Origin of the sequence: Microtetraspora niveoalba (assembly GCF_001570405.1) — a bacterium.
GTDB classification, from domain to species: domain Bacteria; phylum Actinomycetota; class Actinomycetes; order Streptosporangiales; family Streptosporangiaceae; genus Microtetraspora; species Microtetraspora niveoalba.
In genome coordinates this window covers 212674-235200 of record NZ_BBYM01000003.1, presented here as the reverse complement: position 1 = coordinate 235200, position 22527 = coordinate 212674, and the positions used below count along the sequence as shown (strand labels likewise).

Genomic DNA, 22527 nt, shown 5'->3' with positions numbered 1-22527 from the left:
AGCGCGGCTCAGCTCTGGCCGAGCCCGGCGCCTTCCTTGGCCTCCTTGGCCTCCCGGGCCTCGCGGATGGCGCGGATCGCCGTCCACGCCGCCTCGGCGGCCTGCTGTTCCGCCTCTTTCTTGCTCCGTCCCGAGCCCGTGCCGTACTCGGCGCCGCCGACACGGACGGTGGCCACGAACGACTTCGCGTGGTCGGGGCCGCTCTCCGCGACGTGGTACTCCGGGACGCCGAGCATCTCGGCGGCGGTCAGCTCCTGCAGCGAGGTCTTCCAGTCGAGGCCCGCGCCCAGCGAGGCCGACCGCGTGATCAGCGGGTCGAAGAGCTGGTGCACGACCCGGAACGCCTCGTCGAGGCCCCGGTCGACGTACACGGTGCCGATCAGCGCCTCCAGGGTGTCGGCGAGGATCGAGGACTTGTCCCGCCCGCCGGTGCCCTCCTCGCCCCGGCCGAGCCGGAGGTACTTCCCGAGGTTCAGGCCGCGCGCCACGTCCGCGAGCGCCCGCATGTTGACCACCGCGGCGCGCAGCTTGGCGAGCTGCCCCTCCGGAAGGTCCGGGTGCCCCCGGAACAGCGTGTCGGTGACCACCAGCCCGAGCACCGAGTCGCCCAGGAACTCCAGGCGCTCGTTCGTGGGCAGGCCGCCGTTCTCGTACGCGTAGGACCGGTGCGTCAGCGCCCGCTCCAGGATGCCCGTGCTGAGCTCCACGCCGATCTCGCGTGCCAGCTCGTCCCTGGCGATCTCGACTGCCACCGGCTTGATCGCTGCGCCCACCGTTCCTCCTGTTCACCTGTGCATGGCGAGGCCGCACGGTGACAGGTCAGGTGAGAAGCCCGAAGACGTGGTGGGCGCCGGTTCCCCGCTGATCGGGGCCTCCCGGCGTCCACCACGGCCGCGGGCACGTCCGCCTGTCGCTCATGCGTCGGCTCACCACCGTATGCGCTGAAAGCACGGTAACGCCGACCGGGTCGTCTTGACGACCCGGTCGGCGTTACTCTCCGCTTGTCGCGCGATCAGGCCGACGGCGCGATGACCTGACGGCGGTTGTAGGTGCCACATGTGGGGCACGCCACGTGCGGGCGCTTCGGCGAGCGGCACTGGGGGCAGCTCACGAGCGCGACCGCGGCGGCCTTCCACTGGGACCTGCGGGCGCGGGTGTTGCTCCGCGACATCTTCCGCTTGGGGACGGCCACGTCAACCCTCCTGATCGTCTTTCTTGTCCACAACCAAACCCTGCAGCGACGCCCAGCGCGCGTCGATCCGCTCGTGCCGGTGGTCCGAGCCGGCTTCCGCCAGCTTGACCCCGCATTCCGAACAGAGGCCGGGGCAGTCCTCGCTGCACACCGGACTCAGCGGCAGTGCGAGCACCACCGCGTCACGGAATATCGGCTCGAGATCGAGCAGTTCGCCGTCGAGGAGCAAGTCGTCCTCTCCGGCGTCCTCCGCCGAGTAGAAGAAGAGCTCCTGGAAACCGACCTCGATCTCCGAGGTCAGCGGGTCCAGGCAGCGCGAGCACTCTCCGCTGAGAGGAGTCCGCGCCGTGCCCGTGACGAGCACGCCTTCCATCACCGCCTCGAGCCGGATGTCCAGCTCGACGTCGGCGTCCTTGGGGACGCCGATCATTCCGACCGCGAGGTCCGCCGGTGCCGGAAGAACCGGGCTGATCCTGCGCATCGACCCCGGTCGCCGTCCCAGATCGTGAGTGGAGATCACCCATGGGGCTCGGGGGTCGAGGCTGTGCAGAGTCATCCTGCTCTCGTTAGGCATGACGAATCACCGCCGTCGTGCAAGGCCGAATAGAAAGGATACCAGCCGGTGGTCAGCCTCTGAGCCGCTCGGTGAGCAGCCGCTGGACGAGGTCAGGGACCAGGCCGGATACGTCCCCACCATACCGCGCGATCTCCTTCAGCCTGCTCGACGAGAGGAAGGAGTACTCCGGGTTGGTGGACATGAACAGGGTCTCCACCCCGGACATGCGGTAGTTGAGCTGCGCCATCTGGAGCTCGTAGTCGAAGTCGCTGACCGCCCGCAGACCTTTCACGATCGCCGGTATGTCGTTCTGCCGGCAGAAGTCGACCAGCAGCCCGTGGAACTTCTCCACCCGGACGTTCCCGTACTCCTTGGTCACCGCCTCGAGCATCTCGATCCGCTCGTCCACGGTGAACAGGCCGGTCTTCTCCATGTTGATCAACACGGCCACGACGACCTCGTCGTACAGCCGGGAGGTCCGGCCGATGATGTCCAGATGTCCGTTGGTCACGGGGTCGAAGGACCCCGGGCATACGACGCGACGCAAGGCGCACCCCCAGGTTTACGGGTTCCCGGCTGCGTGACCGTACCAAACGGCCGCTTCCCCGTAACGGCGGACCCTCTCCTCTTCGAAACCCGGCGGCCAGACCAGGTCCTTCCCCCTGGACTCCCGCTCGACCGCGACCAGCGCACACTCGGCGACCCACCCCTCGGAGCGGAGCGCCTCCAGCACTCTGGTGACCGCCTCGTCGCCCACCGAGTACGGCGGGTCCGCGAACACGAAGTCGTACGGCTCGGCGCACCCCTGGGCCAGCACCCGCTCGACCTTCTCCGGCCGGAGCACGGCGCCGGGCAGGCCGAGAGCGGCGATGTTCTGCCTGATCGTCCGTATCGCCTTGGCGTCGGACTCGACGAGGAGCGCGTGGGCCGCGCCCCTGCTCAGCGCCTCCAGGCCGACCGCTCCCGAGCCGGCGTACAGGTCCAGGACCCTGGCCCCGTCAAGTGAGCCCAAAAGCGAGCCCACGGTCGAGAACAACCCCTCCCTGGCCCGATCACTCGTCGGCCTGGTGCCCCTGCCCGGTGGCACTGCCAGCCTGCGTCCTCCGGCGCTGCCTGCGATGACCCGCGTCATCCGTTCATTGTCCCGCTCCCGCGCTCCGGTCCGGGACGGCGGTGCGCCGGTACGCCCCGAACGCGGGCGGATCCGGGGCGGTCAAGAGTCGGCAAGCGGCGGCGACGAATGGGTAAGAGCGGTATCGCTGGGCCGCCGCGTTCCGCATGATGTTTCTGCGGCCTTCAAGGTGACCCAGGGGGAGGCCGGCCGGCGTGATCGTGAGCCCTTCCGCACGCCGGCGCCCTCGGCACCTGACCCGAGGGTGGGCCCAGCCGGGGACGGCATTCGGGGGGAGGCCGTCCCAAGGCTGGGCCCTGGGTCATTCTCATGGGCGCCGCCGCCATCGCGGCGGCGCCCGCTTCAACTCCGCGCCCCGCCTGTTGTGAGGACCCCGGCAGGTCTGCGCCTCGGTCTCATCGCCCGCCCACCGAAGCCGCGCCCCGAACCGGTCTCCCACCTCGGTCGCGCACCCCCGCCATGTCCGGACCGAGGCCGGGGTGGATCAGGTCTTCTCCAGGAACTCGGCGCGCTCGTCCACGAGGAGGGCGTCCAGCTCCGCCCGCAGGGCGGGGTGGGCCGCCAGCTCCGGGTCGGCCGCCACCAGCTCGCTCGCCTCCTCCCTCGCGGCCTGGATGACGTCCTCGTCGCGGAGGAGCTGCAACATCTTCAACGACGACTTGCGGCCCGACTGGGCGGCGCCGAGGACGTCACCCTCGCGACGCTGCTCCAGGTCCACCCGGGACAGCTCGAAGCCGTCCAGGGTCGCGGCCACGGCGTCGAGGCGCGTACGCGCCGGGGTGCCGGCGGGAGCCTCGCTCACCAGCAGGCACAGCCCGGGCAGGCCACCGCGCCCGACCCGGCCGCGTAGCTGGTGCAACTGGGAGACGCCGAACCGGTCCGCGTCCATGATGACCATGACCGAGGCGTTCCGCACGTCGACGCCGACCTCGATGACCGTGGTGGCCACGAGGACGTCGGTCTCTCCCCTGGTGAAGGAGCGCATCACGGCGTCCTTCTCCTCCGGGGGCAGCTTGCCGTGCAGGACGCCCACCCGCATGCCGTGCAAAGGGCCCTCGGTGAGCATCTCCGCCACGTCGAGCACCGCGAGCGGCGGCCTGCGCTCGTCGTCCTCCTTGCCGAGGTCGCCCTCGTCGCCCTCCTGGTCGCCGATGCGGGGACAGACGATGTACGCCTGGCGGCCCAGCCCGACCTCCTCGCGGACCCGTTCCCACGTGCGATCGAGGAAGCGCGGCTTCTCCGCGGCCGGCACCACGTGCGTGGTGATCGGCGCCCGCCCGGACGGCAACTGGGACAGCGTGGAGACCTCCAGGTCGCCGAACACGGTCATCGCGACCGTCCTCGGGATGGGGGTCGCGGTCATGACGAGCACGTGGGGCCGGCCGCCGCCGCCCTTCTCGCGGAGCGCGTCGCGCTGCTCCACGCCGAAGCGGTGCTGCTCGTCGACCACGACGAGGCCGAGGTCGGCGAACTGGACGTGCTCCTGGAGCACCGCGTGGGTGCCGACCACGATCCCGGCGGCCCCCGAGGCGGCGTCGAGCAGCGCGCTCCGCCGTGCGGCCGCTCCCATGGAACCGGTCAGCAGCGCCACGCCGGTGCCGCCGAACATGCCGCCGGCCGCGAGGTCGCCCAGCATCGCGGTGATCGACCTGTGGTGTTGCTGGGCCAGCACCTCGGTCGGGGCGAGGAGCACGGCCTGCCCGCCCGAGTCGACCACCTGGAGCATGGCCCGCAGCGCGACCACGGTCTTGCCCGCGCCCACCTCGCCCTGCAGCAGCCGGTGCATCGGGTGCTCGCGGGCCAGATCCGCGGCGATCTCCTCGCCGACCTGTCGCTGGCCCTCGGTGAGCTCGAACGGCAGCCGCGCCTCGAAGTCGCGCAGCAGGCCGTCGGGACGCCCCGGTCTGGGGCGGGCCGGCCAGGCGGAGGCCGCCTGGCGGCGTCTGGCGAGCACGGACTGGAGCAGGAACGCCTCGTCGAACTTGAGCCGTCTGTGCGCCAGCGAGATGTCGGCCTGGCTCGCGGGCCGGTGGACGTGGCGCAGCGCCACCTCCAGCTCGGGAAGCCCGTGCCGATGCCGGATGTCGGCCGGGAGCGGGTCGTCCAGCGTCAGCACGTCGAGCACGGTGCGCACCGCGCGGCGGATCGTCCAGGTGGCCAGCCCCTGGGCGGAGGGGTAGATCGGCACCGGGGCCGCGGCGAACTCGGCGGCGTCCTCGATCTCCGTCTCGTACTCGGGATGGGTGAGGGACACCCTGCGCCGGCCGCCCTGGAGCGGGAAGACGTTGACCTTGCCGGAGAACATGGCCTCGGTGCCGGGGGGCAGCCGCTGCTCCGCCACGAAGGCGCCCTTGCCGAAGAAGGCGAGGTGCAGCCGCTCCCGGCCGTCGGTCACCTCGACGTCCAGCCAGGTGCCCTGCCGGTTCTTCATCGGCCGCCTCTGCAGCGCCGCCACCCTGGCCACGACCGTCACGTGCTCGTCGTGCTGCAGCGAGGAGATCGGAGTCAGCTCGCCGCGCTCCGCGTACCGCCGGGGGTAGTGACGGAGCAGCTCCCCCACGGTGGCGATGCCGAGCGCGCGCTCCAGCGGCCCGGCCGTGCGGCCCAGCGCCCGCTTCAGCGGCTCGTCGAACCTCGTCATGCGCCCCCCTCACGTGACGGGATCGTGCTCCTGTCCCCGACCGCGCACGGCGCCGGCGACGCCCCGCTCCCTCGGCGTCGAGGCGCGGCGACCGGAAATCGCGCGGTCACGGAGATAAGTTCTACCGCTGGTCGCCGACAGAAATCACCCGAGCGCCGCCGAGATCCCCTGTCGCTCTACGCCCGCCGGGAACCCAGCCGCCGAGATCCCCTGTCGCTCTACGCCGTCGGGAACCCGGCCGCCGAGATCCCCCGCCGCTCGACACCGTAGGGACCTTCCCCGCCGCCGAGACCCATGGCGTCCGCGGGTGGAGCCTCCCCTTCCGTGAGACACGGCCCCACGCCGACGGCCGTGGGTACCCGTCCCTCCATCGGATCGCGCCCCGATGGGGAAGTCACTCCAGCCGATCACTCCACGCCGATGAGGAGGGGGTAGCCGCCCTGTCCCCCCTCGTAGACGACCACCTCGACGTCCGGCCTGACCCGCGCCAGACGGTCCTGTACGGCTCCCGCCAGCTCGGCGGAGGGCTCGGCACCGGTCACCAGCGTCACCATCTCGCTGCTCGACGACATCATGCGGTCGACGACGCGCACCGCCACGTCGGCGAGCGCCGTGCCGATGAGGGCGACGTCGCCGTCGACCACGCCGAGCACGTCGCCCGGACGGCACAGGCCCGCGCTGGTCACGGCCTCGCGGTCGGCCACCCAGACGTGTCCGTGCCGGGTGTGGCCGGCCGCGTCGGTCATGGCCACCACGTCGTCGTCGAAGCGGCGCAGCGGATCGTGCACGGCGAGCGCGGCGAGCCCCTGGACCGAGGCCCTCGTCGGCAGCACGCTGACGGTCAGCCCCTCTTCTCTGGCGATCTCGGCGGCGGCCGCGGCCACCGCCTGCGCCGCGTTGTCGTTCGGCAGCACGGCCACCTCGCTCCCGGCCTCCCTGACGGCGGCGAGCACGGCGGCGAGCGGCGGCGTCGCGCCGGGTTCGCGCCGTACGACGACGGCTCCGGCCTGGCGGAAGAGCGCGGCGAGGCCGTCGCCCGCCGCGACCGCGACCACGCCGCGTACGGGGGCGGGCTCGTGGACCCGTCCGCCGAGGTGGGTCACCCTGATGCGGTGGGGGCGGCCGGCCGCGAGCGCCGCCTCGATCGCGGCGCCCGCGTCATCCACATGGACGTGGACGTTCCAGAGGCCGTCGCCTCCCACGATCACGAGGGAGTCCCCGAGCGCGTCCAGCTCGGCCCTGAGCCGGCCGACCGCCTCCTCGGGCGCGTCCAGGAGGTACATCACCTCGTATCCCGGAGCCGCCTCGCGGGCCTGCCCGCGCGCCGCCTCGGCCGTCGCCCGCACGGCCGGGGCGGGGACCTCGTGCCGTTCGCTGAACGCCCCGGAGACGACCTCGGCCAGCGTCTCCAGGATGATCACCAGACCCGCTCCGCCCGCGTCGACCACGTGGTTCCTGGCCAGCACGTCGAGTTGCCCGGTGGTGCGCCGCAACGCGCCCCGCGCCTCCTCCGCCGCGATCCGCGCCACCTCGCCCAGGTCGTCGGAGGCGTGCCGTACGGCCTCCGCGGCCGCGGCCAGGACGGTGAGGACGGTGCCCTCGACCGGACGCACCACGGCGTCCCTGGCCATCTCGGCGGCCCGGGCGAGCGCCCGGCGCAGGTCGGCTCCCCGCCCGTCCGCCCGGCCGAGCACCTCGGCCAGCCCTCGTATCGCCTGGCTGACGATCACACCCGAGTTTCCGCGGGCGCCGAGCAGGGCGCCCTGGGCGAGCGTCTGCCAGGTGCGGTCGCGGCCCGCGTCGCCGGGCAGCCCGGCCACGGCCTCCGCCGCGGAGAGCACGGTGAGGTGCAGGTTCGTCCCGGTGTCGCCATCGGGCACGGGGAACACGTTGAGCGCGTCGATCTCCGCCCTGGCCCGGCCGAGCGCGTCGGCGCACAGGCGCGACCAGCGGCGTACGGCGGGCGGGTCGAGCACCTCGAGCATGAACGTCGCCCCTTCGATCGAGTGGCCCGCACGCGTGGCGCCGCCCCGATGCGCTACCGTTGGGCGCTACGAGATTATCCCCGTTCGCCGGGTTCCCGTTTGGCGTGCAACGGCTGACATCGGATATCCTCGTGTGGCCAGCCGGTTGCCCCGGCACGCTCGGATGAGCCGCTCTTGGCGGACCGGGCCGATTCGACTGATCTGAAGGAGCGATGACCGTGGCTTCCGTCTGCGACGTCTGCGCTAAGAAGCCGATTTTCGGCAACAACGTCTCCCACTCGCACCGCCGCACCCGCCGCCGCTGGAACCCGAACATCCAGACCGTGCGTGCGACGGTCAACGGGACGCCGAAGCGGATGAACGTGTGCACCTCCTGCATCAAGGCAGGCAAGGTCACCCGCTGACCCGATCTTCTCCGGAGCCCGCCACCGACTCGGTGGCGGGCTTTCGCGTTTCCACGCCTTCTTCCGCGTTCCCGGGCGCCGCCGCACCCGCCCGGGCGCGGTCCCCACGTCGGGGACCGCGCCGTACGGCCTGAAGGGACCGGGTCAGGCGGTTCGCCAGCGCCAGCCGTGGTCGACGGGGCCGATGCCCGCTCCGAGCGGGAAGCCGTGCGCGATCGCGCCGGTGACGTACTCCTTGGCCTGCCGTACGGCCTCCGGCAGGTCGTCGCCGAGTGCGAGGCGGGAGGCGATGGCCGAGGCGAGCGTGCACCCGGTGCCGTGGGTGTGGCGGTTGTCGTGGCGCTCGGCGGCGAAGCGATATCGCCGGTCGCCGTCGGTGAGCAGGTCCACCGGCTCGCCGGGAAGGTGGCCGCCCTTGATGAGCGCCCAGCGCGGCCCCAGGGCGAGCACCGCCTCCGCCGCGCGCGGCAGGTCGTCCTCGTCCTCGACCTTGACCGAGGTGAGCTGCTCGACCTCCCAGAGGTTCGGCGTGACCACGGTGGCGACCGGCAGCAGCAGTTCCTTGACGGTCGCGACCGCCTCGGGCGCGAGCAGCGAGTCCCCGTGCTTGGAGACGCCGACCGGGTCGACCACGACGGGGGCCGCCACGCCGGCGAGCGCTCGGGCGACCGTCTCCACCAGCACCGGGGAGGCCAGCATCCCCGTTTTGACGGCCTGGACGCCGATGTCGCCGAGCACGGAGTCGAGCTGCGCCCGGACCGCCTCCTCCGGCAGCTCCCAGTAGCCCTGGACGCCGAGCGAGTTCTGCGCGGTCACGGCGGCGATGACGCTCATGCCGTGCACCCCGAGGGCCAGCATCGTCTTGAGATCGGCCTGGATCCCGGCGCCGCCGCCCGAGTCCGAGCCGGCGATGGTGAGCACGCGTGGAGGTGTGGCAGTCATGGCCCTATCAAACCAGGCCATGTCGCCGACCTCGCCGTACGGTGCGCCGGGGCCCTTGTCGCCGGTCTCCTGGTCGTCAGTCGTGCGCCGCCGGGCGGCCCGCTCCACTCGGTCAGACGCGCGAGTCCCGGAAGTGGTCCCAGCCGCCCGAGGCGTCGGCGCGTCCGGTGACGTGGACTCCCTCCCCCTCGGTGACCCGGCCCACCACCAGCCACGGGTCTGGAAGCTCCACATTCGGGGGGAAGACGGCGGCGAAGGCGTGGTCGTCCCCTCCTGTCAGGATCCACTCCAGCGGGTCGGCTCCCAGCTCGCGCGCGGCGGCGGCGAGCGCCGGGCCGACCGGGAAGGCGGCCGGGTCCAGCTCGACGCGGACGCCGCTCGCCTCCGCGATGTGGCCGAGGTCCTGCAGGAGGCCGTCGCTCACGTCGAGCATGGCCGTGGCGCCGAGCCGGGCCGCCGCGGGTCCGCAGGCGTACAGCGGGCGGGGCCGGCGGTGGGCGTCCACCAGCTCGTCCAGCGGCCCGCCGCTCCGCCCGTTCCGCTCCCCGGGGATCGGCCCCGCGACAGGCGCGGCCCGGCCGGCCTGGAGCAGCGCGAGCCCCGCAGCGGCGTGACCGAGACGGCCCGCGATCGCGACGACCTGCCCGGGACGCGCGCCCGCCCTGGTCACCGGCCCGCGCCCGCCGAGGTCGCCGAGCGCGGTCACGCCCAGTACGACGGTGTCGGAACGCGAGATGTCCCCGCCCGCCACACTCGCGCCGACGAGCGCGCACTCGTCCCGGAAACCGTCGGTCAGGGCGTCCAGCCAGTCCGTGGTCACGTCGGGGGGCAGCCCGAGGCCGACGAAGATGGCCGTCGGGTCGGCCCCCATTGCCGCTATATCGGAAAGATTCTGAGCTGCCGCTTTACGGCCGATGTCATACCCACTGGACCAATTGCGGCGGAAGTGCCTACCCTCGATTAGGAGATCCGTACTCACGACGACCCGCCCGTCCGGCGCGCTCAGAACGGCGGCGTCGTCCCCAGGTCCGAGCAGTACAGCCGCACCCTGCGGCAATCGCCCAGCGATACGTCCAATTACACCGAATTCGCCAAGATCTCCGACTGTGATGGCACACCCCTAGTGCATTCGAGGTACGGTACGCTCCGGCACTGATCTCTATCCGGAGGGCGTTATGGTGCAGGCCTACATCCTTATCCAGACCGAGGTCGGCAAGGCGGCCAATGTGGCCGGCCAGATCGCCGGGATCACCGGCGTCACCCAGGCGGAGGATGTCACCGGTCCCTACGATGTGATCGTCCGGGCCGAGGCCCGCAACGTGGACGAGCTGGGCAAGCTGGTGGTGGCCCAGATTCAGGCGGTCGAGGGCATCACGCGTACTCTTACATGTCCGATCGTGCACATCTGACCTGGGATGAGATGCGAAGACTGGTCACCCCGGCCGCGGCCGGGCTGCTCGCCGTACTGACCGTGTCCGCGTGCTCCGGCGCCGTGCGGGTGGAGCCGCCGAAGCCGGAGGGGGCCGCGGCGGCGGCGTGCCAGAAGCTCGCCACCGCGCTGCCCGCCCGGCTCGACGGCGCGGAACGGGTGGAGAGCGACCCGCCCTCGCCGTACGTCGCCGTGTGGGGAGCGGGCGAGATCGCCCTGCGGTGCGGCGTCGACCGGCCCGCCTCGATGAACGCCACGGACCAGGCGACCGACCTCGACGGCGTCACCTGGTACCAGGATCCGAAGCTCCCGACGCTGTTCACCGCGATCAACCGCGAGGCGTACGTCGAGGTGACGATCTCCGGAAAGCACGTCCCCGGAGAGGTGATGGTGGATCTGGCGGGCCCGATCAAGTCGTCCGTCCCCGGGTGACGCGCGGGCTCAGCGCAGCCCGGCCGGACGGTCGAGCGCGAGCCGGATCAGGTGGTCGACGAGCTCGGCGTACGACAGTCCGGTCGCGGCCCAGAGCTGCGGCGCGACCGAGAGCGACGTGAAACCGGGCATCGTGTTGATCTCGTTGATGATGAGCTCGCCCGAGGTCGTGTAGAAGAAGTCCACCCGGGACAGCCCCTCGCACGACAGCGCCTCGAACGCCTGGACGGCCATCGAGCGCACAGCCTCGGCGGTCTCCGCCGGGATGTCGGCGGGCGCGTCGAGCGCCATCTGGTCGGGGTAGTACTTCGCCTCGAAGTCGAAGAACTCGCGCTCACCGCGCACGAGCACCTCGCCGGGGACGCTCGCCTCCGGGGGCGCGTCGCCGAGGGACTCCAGCACAGCGCACTCGATCTCGCGGCCGACGATCGCCGCCTCGACCAGCACCTTGGGGTCGTGGGCGCGGGCGAGCTCGATCGCGGCCTCCAGCGACTCGGGGTCGTGCGCCTTCGAGATGCCCTGCGACGACCCGGCGCGGGCCGGCTTGACGAACACCGGCCAGCCGAGCTCCTCGACCTCCTTGAGCACCCTGGCGCGGTCGGTGCACCAGTCGCGGTCGCGGACGACGACGAACGGCCCGACCGGGAGCCCCGCCGCCTTGAGCACGAGCTTCATGTACGCCTTGTCCATGCCGACCGCGCTCGCCAGCACGCCGGAGCCCACGTAGCGCACCCCGGCCATCTCCAGGAGGCCCTGGATGGTGCCGTCCTCGCCGAAGGGCCCGTGCAGCATCGGGAAGACGACGTCCACGTCACCGAGGGAGCGCGGGATCCGCCCCGGATCGAGCGCCACCAGCGACCCGGAGTCGGACGGCAGGGCGAGCGCCGTGCCGGTGTCGCCGACGACCGGCAGCTCGCCGTCCTCGATCGCGTAGCTCTGCCCGTCGGCCACCAGCACCCAGCGCCCGTCGGGAGCGATGCCGACAGGGATGACCTCGTACTTCGACCGGTCGATCGCGCTGAGCACGCTGCCCGCGCCCATCAGCGACACCGCGTGCTCGGAATTGCGACCGCCGAAGACGACGGCGACTCGAATCGGCCGGGAAGGCACCTCGCGCTGCTCGTTCATGATGCTCGAATGTACCGCTTCCGGACGTGGAACCCGCTTGTCAGGCCCGCGTGTGGCCGTTCGGTCGCATGGCGTCGAGCGCCTGCGTCACATCCATGATCAGGTCTTCCGCGTCCTCCAGGCCGATCGAGAACCGTACGGCTCCCGCGTCCACGCCGGAGAGCGCCTCGTCGGGGCGGGCCGCCGCGGCGAGATGCACGGCCGTGGTCCTCGTCCCGCCGTACGAGTTCGCGACCCTGGCGAGCCGGAGGGCGTCGGCCAGCTCCGCCCCCGCGTCGTACCCGCCGTGGACGGTCACCGTGACGCAACCGCCGAACCGGGTGCCCTCGGGCCCGGAGTCGAACAGGTGCCGGGCGAGCCGGTGGCCGGGATGGCCGGGCAGGCCGGGATAGTCCACCCGGCGTACGACCGGATGTTTGGCCAGCGAGGCGGCGAACACCATCGCGGTCGAGCAGATCCGGCGGACCCGCAGGGTCATCGTCTCCATGCCGCGGCGCAGCAGGAACGCCTCGTCGGGGGACAACGAGCCGCCGGTGTCGATCCGGACCTCCCGGATCAGGTTGATCAGGTCGGGCCGCCCGACCACCACGCCGCCGGCGCAGTCGTCGTGGCCGCCGACGTACCCCGTGGCCGAGTGGACGACCAGGTCGGCGCCGTGCTCCAGCGGGCGGCACACGACGGGCGTGGCGAGCGTCGAGTCGACCACCAGCAGCGCTCCGGCGTCCTTGGCGATGCGGTACAGCCCCCGGATGTCGGCCACGGCCATGGTGGGGTCGGCCAGCGTCTCGGCGTAGATGATCTTCGTTGTGGAGCGGATCGCGGCCTGGACCCGGCGCAGGTCCGAATAGTCCACGAAGTCGGCCGCGACGCCGAACCGGGACAACACGTTCGCGAGCAGGGAGCGGGCGCCGCCGCGGGCGGTCGCGGGCGCGAGGACGTGCGCCCCGGCGCGCAGGAGGGTCAGGAAGACGGCGGTGGTGGCGGCCGTCCCTGAGGAGAACGCCTGGCCGGCGACGTCCTCGGGGGCCGCCGCGCCCTCCATCGCGGCCATCGCCGCCGCGAAGGCGGCGACGGTCGGGTTGTCGGCCCGGTTCTCCATGAGCCCGGACGAGCGGCCGGGCGCCGGGCCGGCGGGCCAGGAGAAGCCCGGCGGGGCCGGGCTCCAGCCGGAGGTCCGCCACACGGGCAGGCCCGTCGGGGCCTCGCGCGGCAGCGGAGGCGGCGGCAGATGGACGGCACGGGAGTTCTCCCCGAGCCTCCTGCGCCCGCGCCTCATGGGGCTACACGCCGTAACGCTCCGGCTTCGGGGTGCGCGACATCAGGAGCATCGCCGCCTCGTCCGGGGCCATCCCGTCGTGGACCACACCGACCACGACCTCGGTGATCGGCATCTCCACGTCGTGTTTCCTCGCCAGCTCGAGAACCGACTCGCACGATTTGACTCCCTCGGCGGTCTGCTTCGTCACGGCGACGACCTCGGCCAAGGTCATCCCACGTCCCAGATTCTCACCGAAGGTACGGTTTCGGGACAACGGGGAGCTGCAGGTCGCCACCAGATCGCCCATCCCGGCGAGACCGGCGAACGTGTGCTGGTCGGCTCCGAGCGCCGCGCCCAGCCGGGCGATCTCGGCGAGGCCGCGGGTCATGAGCGTGGCGGCCACGTTGTCGCCCAGCCCCATGCCGACGGCGACGCCCACCGCCAGGGCGATGACGTTCTTCACCGCGCCGCCGAGCTCGACGCCGACGACGTCCGGGTTGGTGTAGGTGCGGAACCACGGCAGGTGGCAGGCGTCCTGGAGCCGCCGCGCGACCTCCTCGTCAGAGCAGGCCACCACGGCGGCGGCGGGCTGCCGCCGGGCCAGCTCGGGGACCAGGTTCGGCCCGGAGACCACCGCGACCCGGTCCAGAGGGACGCCCGCGACCTCGCAGATGACCTCGCTCATCCGTTTGCGGGTGCCCCGCTCGACGCCTTTCATCAGGCTGACCAGCACGGCGTCCGGGGGGATGTGCGGCTTCCAGGCGGCGAGGTTGTCGCGGAGCGTCTGGGCCGGCACGGCGAGGACCACGAAGTCGGCGTCCCGCATCGCCTCGGCGGGATCCGTGGTCGCGCGCAGGCTCTCGGGCAGGCGCAGCCCCGGCAGGTACTCGGGGTTCTCATGCCTCTCGTTGATCGCGTCGACGACCGAGGCCCGTCTCCCCCACAGCGTCGTCCTGGTGCCCGCCTCCGAGAGGATCATCGCGAACGTGGTCCCCCACGAGCCAGTTCCGAAAACGACAGCCCTGCTCACCGGTCGCTCACCACTCCTCGTCATCCGGCGGGACGGCTTCGCCTCCCGGCCGGCCGTTCCGTCCGCCGCGCCGGCCCCGCTGCTCGCTCGCCGGTCGCGCCCGTTCCCCGCGCGTCGTCCCTCTCACCGTACGCGGTCATTCCGACTGAGCCGTGTTTTTCGGGTCATATGGCGACCCGGGGGCTTCCTCCTTGCGGATCTCCGCGAGCTGGGCGGTGATGGCGGCCATGATGTCGGCGGTCGCCTCACGCAGGACCGTGGCGCGCATCGGCTGTCCCTGGTACTTCGACAGATCGACGGGCGGGCCGGCCAGCACCCGGAAGGTCTTGCGGGGGAACATCCGCGGCTTCTTCTCCCCGTACGGCAGGAGCTCGTGGGCGCCCCAGTGGGCGACCGGGATCACGGGCGCGCCGGTCGAGAGGGCGAGCCGCGCGACACCGGTCTTGCCTACCATCGGCCATAGATCGGGATCGCGGGTGATCGTGCCCTCGGGGTAGAAGATGACGCACCCGCCGTCCCTGAGGCGCTGCTCGGCGGTCTTCAGGGACTGGGTGGCCTCCGTGCTGCCCCGGTGCACCGGGATGGCCAGCAACTGGGCGACGATGTGCCCGAGCACCGGCACCTTGAAGATTCCCGACTTGGCGAGGATCACCGGCCAGCGCCCGTTGTTGTAGAGGTAGTGGGACAGCAGGACCGGGTCCGTCCACGACATGTGGTTGGCCGCGATGATCACACCGCCCGCGCGGGGCACGAAGTCCCCTCCACGCCAGATGTGCTTGATCAGCAGAAGCGACAGCGGCTTCACGATCAGGACGGCCAGGGACTCCCAGAACCGGGTGGGACGGCTGCGCCGTTTCATTTCGACTCCTCGTGTGCCGGCCGGACGGGGAACCATGACGCGCCGCGCCGGCTCAGCGTGCCCGTCCCGGCGGCCATCCGGGCGCGCGTCATCGCGCCTCGTCGTCCGCTCACTCGCTCCTCCACGTGCTGATCCGCCGCCCCCGGCGACGGGTGCCCACAAGTCTCCCGGTTGGCTCCGGGGACTGTCGAGGCGGGATGCTTAACGTTATGCAGCTCACGCGATGGACCCTCGTGGTGCCGGTGAAGACCATCATCAGGGCGAAGACCCGTCTCGCGGGCGCGGCGGGGCCGTACCGCGCCGACCTGGCGGTCGCGCTGGCGTGCGACACGGTGTCCGCGGCGCTGAGCTGTCCCCGTGTCGGCCGTGTGATCGTGGTCACCGCCGACCCGGTGCCGGCGGAGCGGCTGGCCGCGCTGGGCGCCCACGTCGTGACCGACCCCGACCAGGGGCTCAACACCGCGCTGCGCTTCGGGGCCGCCGAGGCCGTACGGCTCGCGCCCGGCGACGCGGTCGGCGCGCTCCAGGCGGATCTGCCCGCGTTGCGCCCGGCGGAGCTGGATCGGGTGCTCGCGGCCGCCGAGGAGTTCGACCAGGCGTTCGTCCCCGACGCGGCGGACGTCGGGACCACCTTCTACGGCGTGCGGCCGGGCGTGTCGTTCCGGCCGAGATTCGGGGGCGAGTCCAAGGCCAAGCACCTGTCGGGCGGGGCGAAGGAGATCACCCTGGACGGCATCGCCTCCGTCCGCAGGGACGTCGACACGGTGGAGGACCTGCGGGAGGCGCTCGCCCTGGGGCTGCCCGCCACCACTCTGGACGTGATCACGCGCATCCGGCCCCCGATCGCCCCCGGCCTCATGGGCTGACCGCGGTTCCCCGGGCCGTACGCGAGGCGTTCCACACCGGTTCCGCGGAGGCGGGAGACGGGCCTGGCCGCGCGGTCGGAGAGGCGACGGCGCGGCCAGGCGGGACGAACAGGTCGGGACGCGATGGGACGGGCATCTCGGATCAGGCGTTCACGGCCTCCTTCGGTGCCTCACCTTCGAGGGCGTCCTCCTCGCGGGCGTACTTGGGCAGGAGGAAGGCGACGACGAACGTCAGCAGCAGCATGCCCACCACGACCCACAGCGTGATCTTCATCGCGTGGTCGAAGCTCGTGCCGGTGGGGACCGGGCCGAGCAGGTCGAAGAAGATCGTCCCGAGCAGGGCCACGCCGAACGCGTTGCCGAGCTGCTGCACGGCGGTCAGCGTGCCGGAGGCCGATCCGGTCTCGTGCTGCTCGACCCCGGCGAGCACGATGTCGAAGAACGGGCCCATCAGCAGGCCCATGCCGATCCCGGTCACGATCAGGGCGGGCGCGAGCTGCCACGGCGTGACGCCGATCCCGGCCAGGTCGATGGTCAGGTAGACACCGGCGGCGCCGAGCGCCATGACAAGCGCTCCGCCGTGCAGGACCTTGCGGCCGAACCGCTTGACCGCCTGCATGATGCCCATTCCGAGGATCATGCCGACCGACCAGGGCACCCCGGCGAGACCGGCCTTGATCGGGGAGTAGCCCAGCCCGATCTGCGTGTACAGGTTGAAGACCAGCATGAACCCGGCCATGCCGGAGAAGAAGACGATGCCGGTCAGCAGGCCGCCGGTGAAGGCGCGCTTGCGGAACAGGCTCGGCACGACCAGCGGGTCGCCCCCGCCCCGGCTCTTGCGCGCCTCGAACCATCCGAAGATCGCGAAGACCACGACGGACGCGCCGATCATGACGAACGACCAGGCGGGCCAGTCGTTCTCCCGGCCCTGGACCAGCGGGAAGACTATCAGGATCGCCGCCAGCGACGCGATGACGACGCCGGGGATGTCCAGCTTCGGCGGGTGCGGCGAGCGCGACTCGGGCAGGAACCGGAGCGCGCCGATGAGCGCGGCCAGGCCGAACGGCAGGTTGATGATGAAGATCATGCGCCAGCCGGTGCCGAAGAAGTCCGCGTCCACCAGCCAGCCGGCGAGGATGGGGCCGCCGACCGAGGCCAGGCCCATGACCGGGCCGAACAGCATGAACGCCGACTGCATCTCCTTCGGCGGGAACATCTCCTTGATCATGCCGAGCCCCTGCGGCAACATGACGGCGCCGAACAGACCCTGGACCACGCGCGCCGCGATGAGCGTCTCGGGCGACTGGGCGACGGCGCACAGCAGCGACCCGAGGACGAACCCCCCGGCGCCGATGACGAACATCTTCTTGCGCCCGAAGATGTCGCCCAGCCGGCCGCCGGTGAGCAGGCCGGTCGTCATGGCCAGCGTGTACGCCGCGCCGAGCCACTGGAGCGTGCTCTCGCTGCCGCCGATCTCGGCTTTGATCGTCGGTCCGGCGATGTTGGTGACCATCGCGTCGAGGAGGTCCATGACCTCCGCGGCGAGGATCACGAAGAGTGCGGCCCAGCGCCACCTGTACGGCGCGGGCTCGCCGGCCGGCGGCGCGGATGCCACCGCCTCGTGGGTTGCGGACATGTGCTCCTCCAAAGGGCGTGTCGTAGAACAGCGTTCACCAATGCAGATCGCTGTTCTATCATCGAACGGCGTTCGCATAGAACGTGCGGTGTTCTCAAGATATATCGCCTCTTAGAAGTTCACAAGATATATCTCGTCGCTGATCGCTGTTCGTTCGTGGCGAGCGACGTTCACTACGATGAGCGCGGGAGGCCCCATGACAGAGCCGGACATGCCCACACCGCCCTGGGAGCGAGCGCGCAGGCGTCCCGCCCCCGCACGCGTCCCCCTGACGCGGGAGCGCATCGTCGACGCCGCCTTCGCCGTACTCGACCGCGAAGGGCTCGACGGGCTCAGCATGCGCCGGGTCGCCGCCGAACTCGACGTCGCGGTCTCGGCCCTGTACGCGCACGTCGACAACAAGGACGAGCTGCTCGAGCTGATGTACCGGCGGTTCTTCGACGGCCTCCACCTGCCGGAGCCCGACCCCGAGCGGTGGCAGGACCAGCTCAAGGAGTACGCCCGCCAAAGCCGCGTCCGGCTCCTCAGCCACCGCGACATGGCGCGGATCTCCATGGGGCAGATGCCGTTCAGCCCCGAGCTCCTGCCGCACGTCGAGAAGCTGCTCGCGCTGTTGCGCGCCGGCGGGCTCCCCGACCGCGTCACGGCCATCGCCGGAGATCTGCTCTCGACGTACATCGACGGCTTCGTCGCGGAGGAGTCCATCTGGCAGAGCCGGTACCAGGGCGCGGACACCAAGTCATGGACGGAGATCCGAGACGATATCCGGGACTATTTCGCCTCGCTCCCGCCCGACCGGTTCCCCAACATGCTCGCGATAGCGAACCTGATGGTGGACGAGTCCAACGACTACCGCTTCGAGCTCGGACTCGACATCCTCGTACGCGGCCTCGCGTCGTACGCCGAGCCCACCCCACCGCCCACCGGGCTCGACACCCGTCCCCCGACCGGACCGGATACCGGGCCCGCAGCCGGCGAGAGCTGACCCGTGGCGGCCCGCGGCGACACGTCATCGGCGTCCGCCGAGGCGACGAGTACGCTGATCAGGTGCAGGCCACGGTGAAGACCTTCGACGACGCGACCCGGTCCGGATCGGTGTTCCTGGACGACGGCACGGAGCTGCCGTTCGACACCGCCGCCTTCGACGCGGGACCACTACGGCTACTGCGTACCGGTCAGCGGGTGAACATCCTCCTCGACGCCGGCCGCATCACCTACGTGACCCTCTCCACGTTCCCGCTGCCCTGTTGATTTGCCTCGCTTCGCTCGGCGGGCTCGGGGCGCCTTCAGGCGATGTCTTCCCTCGTCACGTCCTCACTCCTTCGTCGCTCCGGGCGTTCCTCAGTCCAGACACCGCCGCGCCCCTCACGTTCCTCGCCCGCTCGTTCCACAGTCCAGACACCGCCGCGCCCCGAGCGTGATGGCCGGCCACCGTAATGATCGAAGGCGCTCGGCGGGCCGGCCGGGCGCAGTGATCATTGATGGCTCGGGGCGGGGAGGGAAGCCGGGGGAAAAGAAGAACGGCGTCCGGATGATCCGGACGCCGTCCTCGGCCGAAGCCACCGCTACTTCTTGGCCGACTTCTTTCCGCCCGCGTTGACGAGCTCCTTGAAGTCGTTTCCGGGGCGGAACTTGGGCCCCCAGCTCTCCTCGACCTTGATGGGCGCGCCGGTCGAAGGGTTCCGAGCCGTGCGGGCAGGCTTGTGGACCATCTCAAACGCGCCGAACCCGGTGATGGAGACCTTGTCCCCGTTGGCGACGGCGTTCTGGATGGCGTCGAGAATCGCGTTGACCGCCTCGGTGGCCGTCTTCTTGTCACCGACGCGGTCCGTGATCGCGTCGACGAGTTCCTTCTTGTTCATTGGTTCCTCCCCCTTACGCGCTTGAAATTAGGGGACGCGTGCATGGGACTCAATCACCGTGCGACGCGTTTCGCCCACTCGGCGTGTCGCACGCGCCGTCCAGATAGGCGATGAAGGCATCAAGCCGGGCGATTGCATGCTCTATGTCCTGCTTTGCCACGTTACAGATAGCAAGCAACCTATGCGTCAGCCGGGTCCGCTCTTCCAGGGGAACATCCAACGCCCGGACGCGGCGGTGCGCATCGCGCAGCCCCCGCGCCAGGTAGTCGTCCTCTAGCTGAAACTCGTTCAGACAGTCGTCGGCAGCCATGGCTGCCGTCCATTCTCGTACACGGCGACGTCGTCGGCGTGACGCAGGGTCAGGCCGATGTCGTCCAGGCCCTCCATCAGGCGCCAGCGCGTGTAGTCGTCGATCTCGAACGACCACGACTCCGAGCCGAGCCTGACCTCGCGCTCGGCCAGGTCCACGGTGATCTCGACGGCGGGGTCGGCCTCGGCGGCCTCCTGCAGCTTCTCGACGACGTCCGACGGCAGGACGACCGGGAGCAGGCCCATCTTCGTCGAGTTGTTGCGGAAGATGTCGCCGAAACGGGCCGCGATCACGACGCGGAAGCCGTACTGCTGCAGGGCCCATACGGCGTGCTCACGGGAGGAGCCGGTGCCGAAGTCCGGGCCGGAGAGCAGGATCGAGGCGCCCTGGTAGACCGGGTTGTTGAGGACGAACGACGGGTCCTCGCGCCAGGCGGCGAACAGCCCGTTCTCGAAGCCGGTGCGGCTGACCTGCTTGAGCCAGACGGCCGGGATGATCTGGTCGGTGTCGACGTTGCTGCGGCGCAGGGGCACGGCCCTGCCGGTGTGCGTGGTGAAGGCTTCCATCGGTGGTCTTCCTTAACGGCCCTGGGCCAGGTCTGCGGGAGCGGTCAGCTTGCCGGTGACGGCGGTCGCGGCGGCGACCTGCGGGGACACCAGGTGGGTACGGCCACCCTTGCCCTGACGGCCCTCGAAGTTGCGGTTGGAGGTGGAGGCGCTGCGCTCACCCGGCTTCAGCGTGTCGGGGTTCATGCCGAGACACATCGAGCAGCCGGCCTCGCGCCACTCGGCTCCGGCGTCCTTGAACACCTGGTCCAGGCCCTCCTCCTCGGCGGCCTTCTTGACCTGCATCGACCCGGGCACGATCAGCGTACGGGTGACGACGGCGCGGCCGCGCAGGATGTCGGCGGCGGCGCGCAGGTCCTCCAGCCGGCCGTTGGTGCAGGAGCCGACGAAGACGGTGTCGACCTCGATCTCGCGCAGCGGCGTCCCGGCGGTCAGGCCCATGTACTCCAGGGCGCGCTCGGCGGCCGCCCGCTCGATCGGGTCGCCGAACTCCTCGGGCGACGGGACGGCCGCGCCCAGCGGAGCGCCCTGGCCCGGGTTCGTGCCCCAGGTCACGAACGGCGTCAGCGTGGAGGCGTCGATCTCCACGACCTTGTCGAAGACCGCGTCGTCGTCGGTGCGCAGGCTCTTCCAGTACTCGACGGCCTGGTCCCAGGCGTCGCCGGACGGCGCGTGCGGCCGCCCCTTGAGATAGGCGAACGTGGTCTCGTCCGGAGCGATCATGCCGGCCCGGGCGCCCGCCTCGATCGACATGTTGCACACGGTCATCCGGCCCTCCATGGAGAGCTTGCGGATGGCCTCGCCGCGGTACTCGACGATGTAGCCCTGGCCGCCGCCGGTGCCGATCTTGGCGATGATGGCGAGGATCAGGTCCTTGGCGGTGACGCCGACGGGCAGCTCGCCCTTGACCTCGATGGCCATGGTCTTCGGCCGGTACGCGGGCAGCGTCTGGGTGGCCAGCACGTGCTCCACCTCGGAGGTGCCGATGCCGAAGGCGATGCCGCCGAATGCGCCGTGCGTGGACGTGTGCGAGTCGCCGCAGACGATGGTCATGCCGGGCTGGGTCAGGCCGAACTGCGGGCCGATGATGTGGACCACGCCCTGGCCGGCGTCACCCATGGGGTGCAGCCGGATGCCGAACTCGGCGGCGTTCTTGCGCAGCGTCTCGACCTGGGTGCGCGACACCGGGTCGGAGATCGGGCCGAGCACGGTCGGGACGTTGTGGTCCTCGGTGGCGATGGTGAGATCGGGCCGCCGCACCGTCCGACCGGCCATGCGCAGGCCGTCGAACGCCTGCGGGCTGGTCACCTCGTGGATGAGGTGGAGATCGATGTACAGCAGGTCCGGCTCGCCTTCGGCACGCCGTACGACGTGCTGCTCCCAGACTTTCTCGGCCAGTGTGCGACCCATGGTTGTGACGCCTCCTTGCGTTCGACCTCCCGACGTCTCTCATCATGAGACGGAAATATCGGGATATGGACAAGCCTATCGGGTAATCCGGACCATTGTGTTTGCGTCTCGGATCGCGAGACGGCAGTATCGGGGTATGGACAACTCTAGCGGAGTCGGAGTTCTCGACAAGGCCGTTCTCGTTCTCAACGCCCTGGAAGCGGGGCCTGCTTCCCTGGCGCAGCTCGTCCAGGCCACCGGCCTGGCCCGGCCGACGGCGCACCGACTCGCCGTCGCGCTTGAGCACCACCGCATCGTCTCCCGTGACACGCAGGGGCGTTTCGTCCTGGGCCCCCGGCTCTCGGAGTTGTCCACGGCCGCCGGCGAGGACCGGCTGCTCGCCGTCGCCGGGCCCGTTCTCACCCATCTGCGCGACCTGACCGGGGAGAGCGCCCAGCTTTACCGTCGGCAGGGGGACGAGCGCGTGTGCGTGGCCGCCGCCGAGCGCGCCAGCGGTCTGCGTGACACCGTGCCCGTCGGCTCGGCGTTGCCGATGATCGCGGGCTCGGCCGCGCAGATCCTGCTCGCCTGGGAGGAGCCCGACCGGCTGCACCGCGGTCTGCGCGGCGCGAAGTTCACCGCCGCGACGCTCGCGAGCGTACGCAGAAGGGGCTGGGCGCACAGCGTCGGCGAGCGGGAGCAGGGCGTGGCGAGCGTGTCGGCTCCCATCCGGGGCGCGGGCGGCAAGGTGATCGCGGCGGTGTCCGTGTCCGGACCGATCGAGCGGCTCACCCGCACGCCGGGACGCATGCACGCCGCCCCCGTCGTGGCGGCCGCGGAACGGATCACCGAGGCGATGCGGCGCGCTAACTGATTAGAGAGCATGCCCGGTTAGCCCTAGGCTGGCGGG

Annotated in this window: 25 protein-coding genes; 7 read left to right on the top strand and 18 right to left on the bottom strand. The window is 71.2% G+C overall.

Annotation, left to right across the window (positions count from 1 at the left end; translation table 11 throughout):
* Window positions 1-8 precede the first annotated feature (8 nt).
* The 7 genes from rnc to fakA form a co-directional block, all read right to left on the bottom strand.
* Complete coding sequence (gene rnc / locus AWQ70_RS02495) at window positions 9-761, bottom strand: ribonuclease III (RefSeq protein ID WP_245646673.1); 753 nt, start codon at window positions 759-761, stop codon at window positions 9-11.
* A 251-nt stretch (window positions 762-1012) separates the two neighbouring features.
* On the bottom strand, window positions 1013-1192 hold the full coding sequence (rpmF, locus tag AWQ70_RS02490; RefSeq protein WP_067169527.1) for a 50S ribosomal protein L32: 180 nt from the start codon (window positions 1190-1192) through the stop codon (window positions 1013-1015).
* Between the two features lies 1 nt (window position 1193).
* Window positions 1194-1748: a YceD family protein gene (locus AWQ70_RS02485; protein WP_084516441.1), complete on the bottom strand. Its 555-nt coding sequence runs from the start codon at window positions 1746-1748 to the stop codon at window positions 1194-1196.
* Window positions 1749-1818: 70 nt separating this feature from the next.
* Window positions 1819-2295: a pantetheine-phosphate adenylyltransferase gene (coaD, locus tag AWQ70_RS02480; RefSeq protein WP_067169522.1), complete on the bottom strand. Its 477-nt coding sequence runs from the start codon at window positions 2293-2295 to the stop codon at window positions 1819-1821.
* Window positions 2296-2310: 15 nt separating this feature from the next.
* The gene (gene rsmD, locus AWQ70_RS02475; RefSeq protein ID WP_067169520.1) at window positions 2311-2880 is read right to left on the bottom strand and encodes a 16S rRNA (guanine(966)-N(2))-methyltransferase RsmD; all 570 of its coding nucleotides are present in this window, start codon (window positions 2878-2880) and stop codon (window positions 2311-2313) included.
* Between the two features lie 484 nt (window positions 2881-3364).
* On the bottom strand, window positions 3365-5521 hold the full coding sequence (recG, locus tag AWQ70_RS02470) for an ATP-dependent DNA helicase RecG (RefSeq protein ID WP_067169518.1): 2157 nt from the start codon (window positions 5519-5521) through the stop codon (window positions 3365-3367).
* A 407-nt stretch (window positions 5522-5928) separates the two neighbouring features.
* The gene (fakA, locus tag AWQ70_RS02465; protein ID WP_067169517.1) at window positions 5929-7506 is read right to left on the bottom strand and encodes a DAK2 domain-containing protein; all 1578 of its coding nucleotides are present in this window, start codon (window positions 7504-7506) and stop codon (window positions 5929-5931) included.
* A 218-nt stretch (window positions 7507-7724) separates the two neighbouring features.
* Between fakA and rpmB the strand changes: the two genes are divergently transcribed.
* Window positions 7725-7910 carry a 50S ribosomal protein L28 gene (gene rpmB / locus AWQ70_RS02460; protein ID WP_067169733.1) on the top strand — a complete coding sequence of 62 codons (186 nt, stop codon included), beginning with the start codon at window positions 7725-7727 and terminating at the stop codon, window positions 7908-7910.
* A gap of 144 nt (window positions 7911-8054) precedes the next feature.
* Here rpmB and thiD read toward each other — a convergent pair whose 3' ends face one another.
* Both thiD and AWQ70_RS02450 read right to left on the bottom strand, forming a co-directional pair.
* Entirely contained in the window at window positions 8055-8852 is a 798-nt protein-coding gene (thiD, locus tag AWQ70_RS02455) for a bifunctional hydroxymethylpyrimidine kinase/phosphomethylpyrimidine kinase (RefSeq protein ID WP_067169732.1), read from the bottom strand.
* Between the two features lie 112 nt (window positions 8853-8964).
* The gene (locus AWQ70_RS02450) at window positions 8965-9963 is read right to left on the bottom strand and encodes a thiamine-phosphate kinase (protein ID WP_084516440.1); all 999 of its coding nucleotides are present in this window, start codon (window positions 9961-9963) and stop codon (window positions 8965-8967) included.
* A 64-nt stretch (window positions 9964-10027) separates the two neighbouring features.
* Between AWQ70_RS02450 and AWQ70_RS02445 the strand changes: the two genes are divergently transcribed.
* Together AWQ70_RS02445 and AWQ70_RS02440 are read left to right on the top strand one after the other, a co-directional pair.
* Entirely contained in the window at window positions 10028-10261 is a 234-nt protein-coding gene (locus AWQ70_RS02445) for an Lrp/AsnC family transcriptional regulator (RefSeq protein WP_066942771.1), read from the top strand.
* Window positions 10262-10272: 11 nt separating this feature from the next.
* The gene (locus AWQ70_RS02440) at window positions 10273-10713 is read left to right on the top strand and encodes a DUF3515 domain-containing protein (protein ID WP_067169514.1); all 441 of its coding nucleotides are present in this window, start codon (window positions 10273-10275) and stop codon (window positions 10711-10713) included.
* A 9-nt stretch (window positions 10714-10722) separates the two neighbouring features.
* Here the strand turns inward: AWQ70_RS02440 and AWQ70_RS02435 are convergent, their stop codons facing one another.
* The 4 genes from AWQ70_RS02435 to AWQ70_RS02420 all read right to left on the bottom strand — a co-directional run bounded on the left by AWQ70_RS02435 (window position 10723) and on the right by AWQ70_RS02420 (window position 14988).
* Window positions 10723-11841 (bottom strand): D-alanine--D-alanine ligase family protein, encoded by a 1119-nt coding sequence (locus AWQ70_RS02435; protein ID WP_067169511.1) that lies wholly within the window; start codon window positions 11839-11841, stop codon window positions 10723-10725.
* Window positions 11842-11881: 40 nt separating this feature from the next.
* Window positions 11882-13117: a trans-sulfuration enzyme family protein gene (locus AWQ70_RS02430; RefSeq protein WP_067169508.1), complete on the bottom strand. Its 1236-nt coding sequence runs from the start codon at window positions 13115-13117 to the stop codon at window positions 11882-11884.
* Window positions 13118-13121: 4 nt separating this feature from the next.
* A complete protein-coding gene (locus AWQ70_RS02425) occupies window positions 13122-14129 on the bottom strand; it encodes an NAD(P)H-dependent glycerol-3-phosphate dehydrogenase (protein WP_067169505.1) in 1008 nt (335 codons plus the stop codon).
* A gap of 136 nt (window positions 14130-14265) precedes the next feature.
* A complete protein-coding gene (locus AWQ70_RS02420) occupies window positions 14266-14988 on the bottom strand; it encodes a lysophospholipid acyltransferase family protein (protein ID WP_067169502.1) in 723 nt (240 codons plus the stop codon).
* A gap of 209 nt (window positions 14989-15197) precedes the next feature.
* Between AWQ70_RS02420 and cofC the strand changes: the two genes are divergently transcribed.
* Window positions 15198-15854, top strand: coding sequence for a 2-phospho-L-lactate guanylyltransferase (gene cofC / locus AWQ70_RS02415; protein WP_157529850.1), 657 nt, complete (start codon window positions 15198-15200; stop codon window positions 15852-15854).
* Window positions 15855-15996: 142 nt separating this feature from the next.
* Here the strand turns inward: cofC and AWQ70_RS02410 are convergent, their stop codons facing one another.
* Window positions 15997-17490: an MFS transporter gene (locus tag AWQ70_RS02410; RefSeq protein ID WP_067169496.1), complete on the bottom strand. Its 1494-nt coding sequence runs from the start codon at window positions 17488-17490 to the stop codon at window positions 15997-15999.
* 196 nt (window positions 17491-17686) lie between these two features.
* On the opposite strand from AWQ70_RS02410, the gene AWQ70_RS02405 reads away from it, so the two are divergent.
* Together AWQ70_RS02405 and AWQ70_RS02400 are read left to right on the top strand one after the other, a co-directional pair.
* Window positions 17687-18475, top strand: coding sequence for a TetR/AcrR family transcriptional regulator (locus tag AWQ70_RS02405; protein ID WP_084516439.1), 789 nt, complete (start codon window positions 17687-17689; stop codon window positions 18473-18475).
* Window positions 18476-18537: 62 nt separating this feature from the next.
* A complete protein-coding gene (locus AWQ70_RS02400; protein ID WP_067169491.1) occupies window positions 18538-18741 on the top strand; it encodes a hypothetical protein in 204 nt (67 codons plus the stop codon).
* 314 nt (window positions 18742-19055) lie between these two features.
* On the opposite strand, the gene AWQ70_RS02395 is transcribed toward AWQ70_RS02400, so the two are convergent.
* From AWQ70_RS02395 to leuC, 4 genes are read right to left on the bottom strand one after another with little or no spacing between them, the layout of a single operon-like run.
* On the bottom strand, window positions 19056-19352 hold the full coding sequence (locus AWQ70_RS02395) for an HU family DNA-binding protein (RefSeq protein WP_067169488.1): 297 nt from the start codon (window positions 19350-19352) through the stop codon (window positions 19056-19058).
* A gap of 49 nt (window positions 19353-19401) precedes the next feature.
* Window positions 19402-19662: an SCO5555 family protein gene (locus AWQ70_RS02390; protein WP_067169485.1), complete on the bottom strand. Its 261-nt coding sequence runs from the start codon at window positions 19660-19662 to the stop codon at window positions 19402-19404.
* Window positions 19641-20228: a 3-isopropylmalate dehydratase small subunit gene (leuD, locus tag AWQ70_RS02385; protein ID WP_067169482.1), complete on the bottom strand. Its 588-nt coding sequence runs from the start codon at window positions 20226-20228 to the stop codon at window positions 19641-19643. The genes AWQ70_RS02390 and leuD overlap by 22 nt, the downstream gene beginning before the upstream one ends.
* Before the next feature lie 12 nt (window positions 20229-20240).
* Complete coding sequence (gene leuC, locus AWQ70_RS02380; protein ID WP_067169479.1) at window positions 20241-21638, bottom strand: 3-isopropylmalate dehydratase large subunit; 1398 nt, start codon at window positions 21636-21638, stop codon at window positions 20241-20243.
* A 136-nt stretch (window positions 21639-21774) separates the two neighbouring features.
* Between leuC and AWQ70_RS02375 the strand changes: the two genes are divergently transcribed.
* Window positions 21775-22491, top strand: coding sequence for an IclR family transcriptional regulator (locus tag AWQ70_RS02375; protein ID WP_061255050.1), 717 nt, complete (start codon window positions 21775-21777; stop codon window positions 22489-22491).
* Window positions 22492-22527 lie beyond the last annotated feature (36 nt).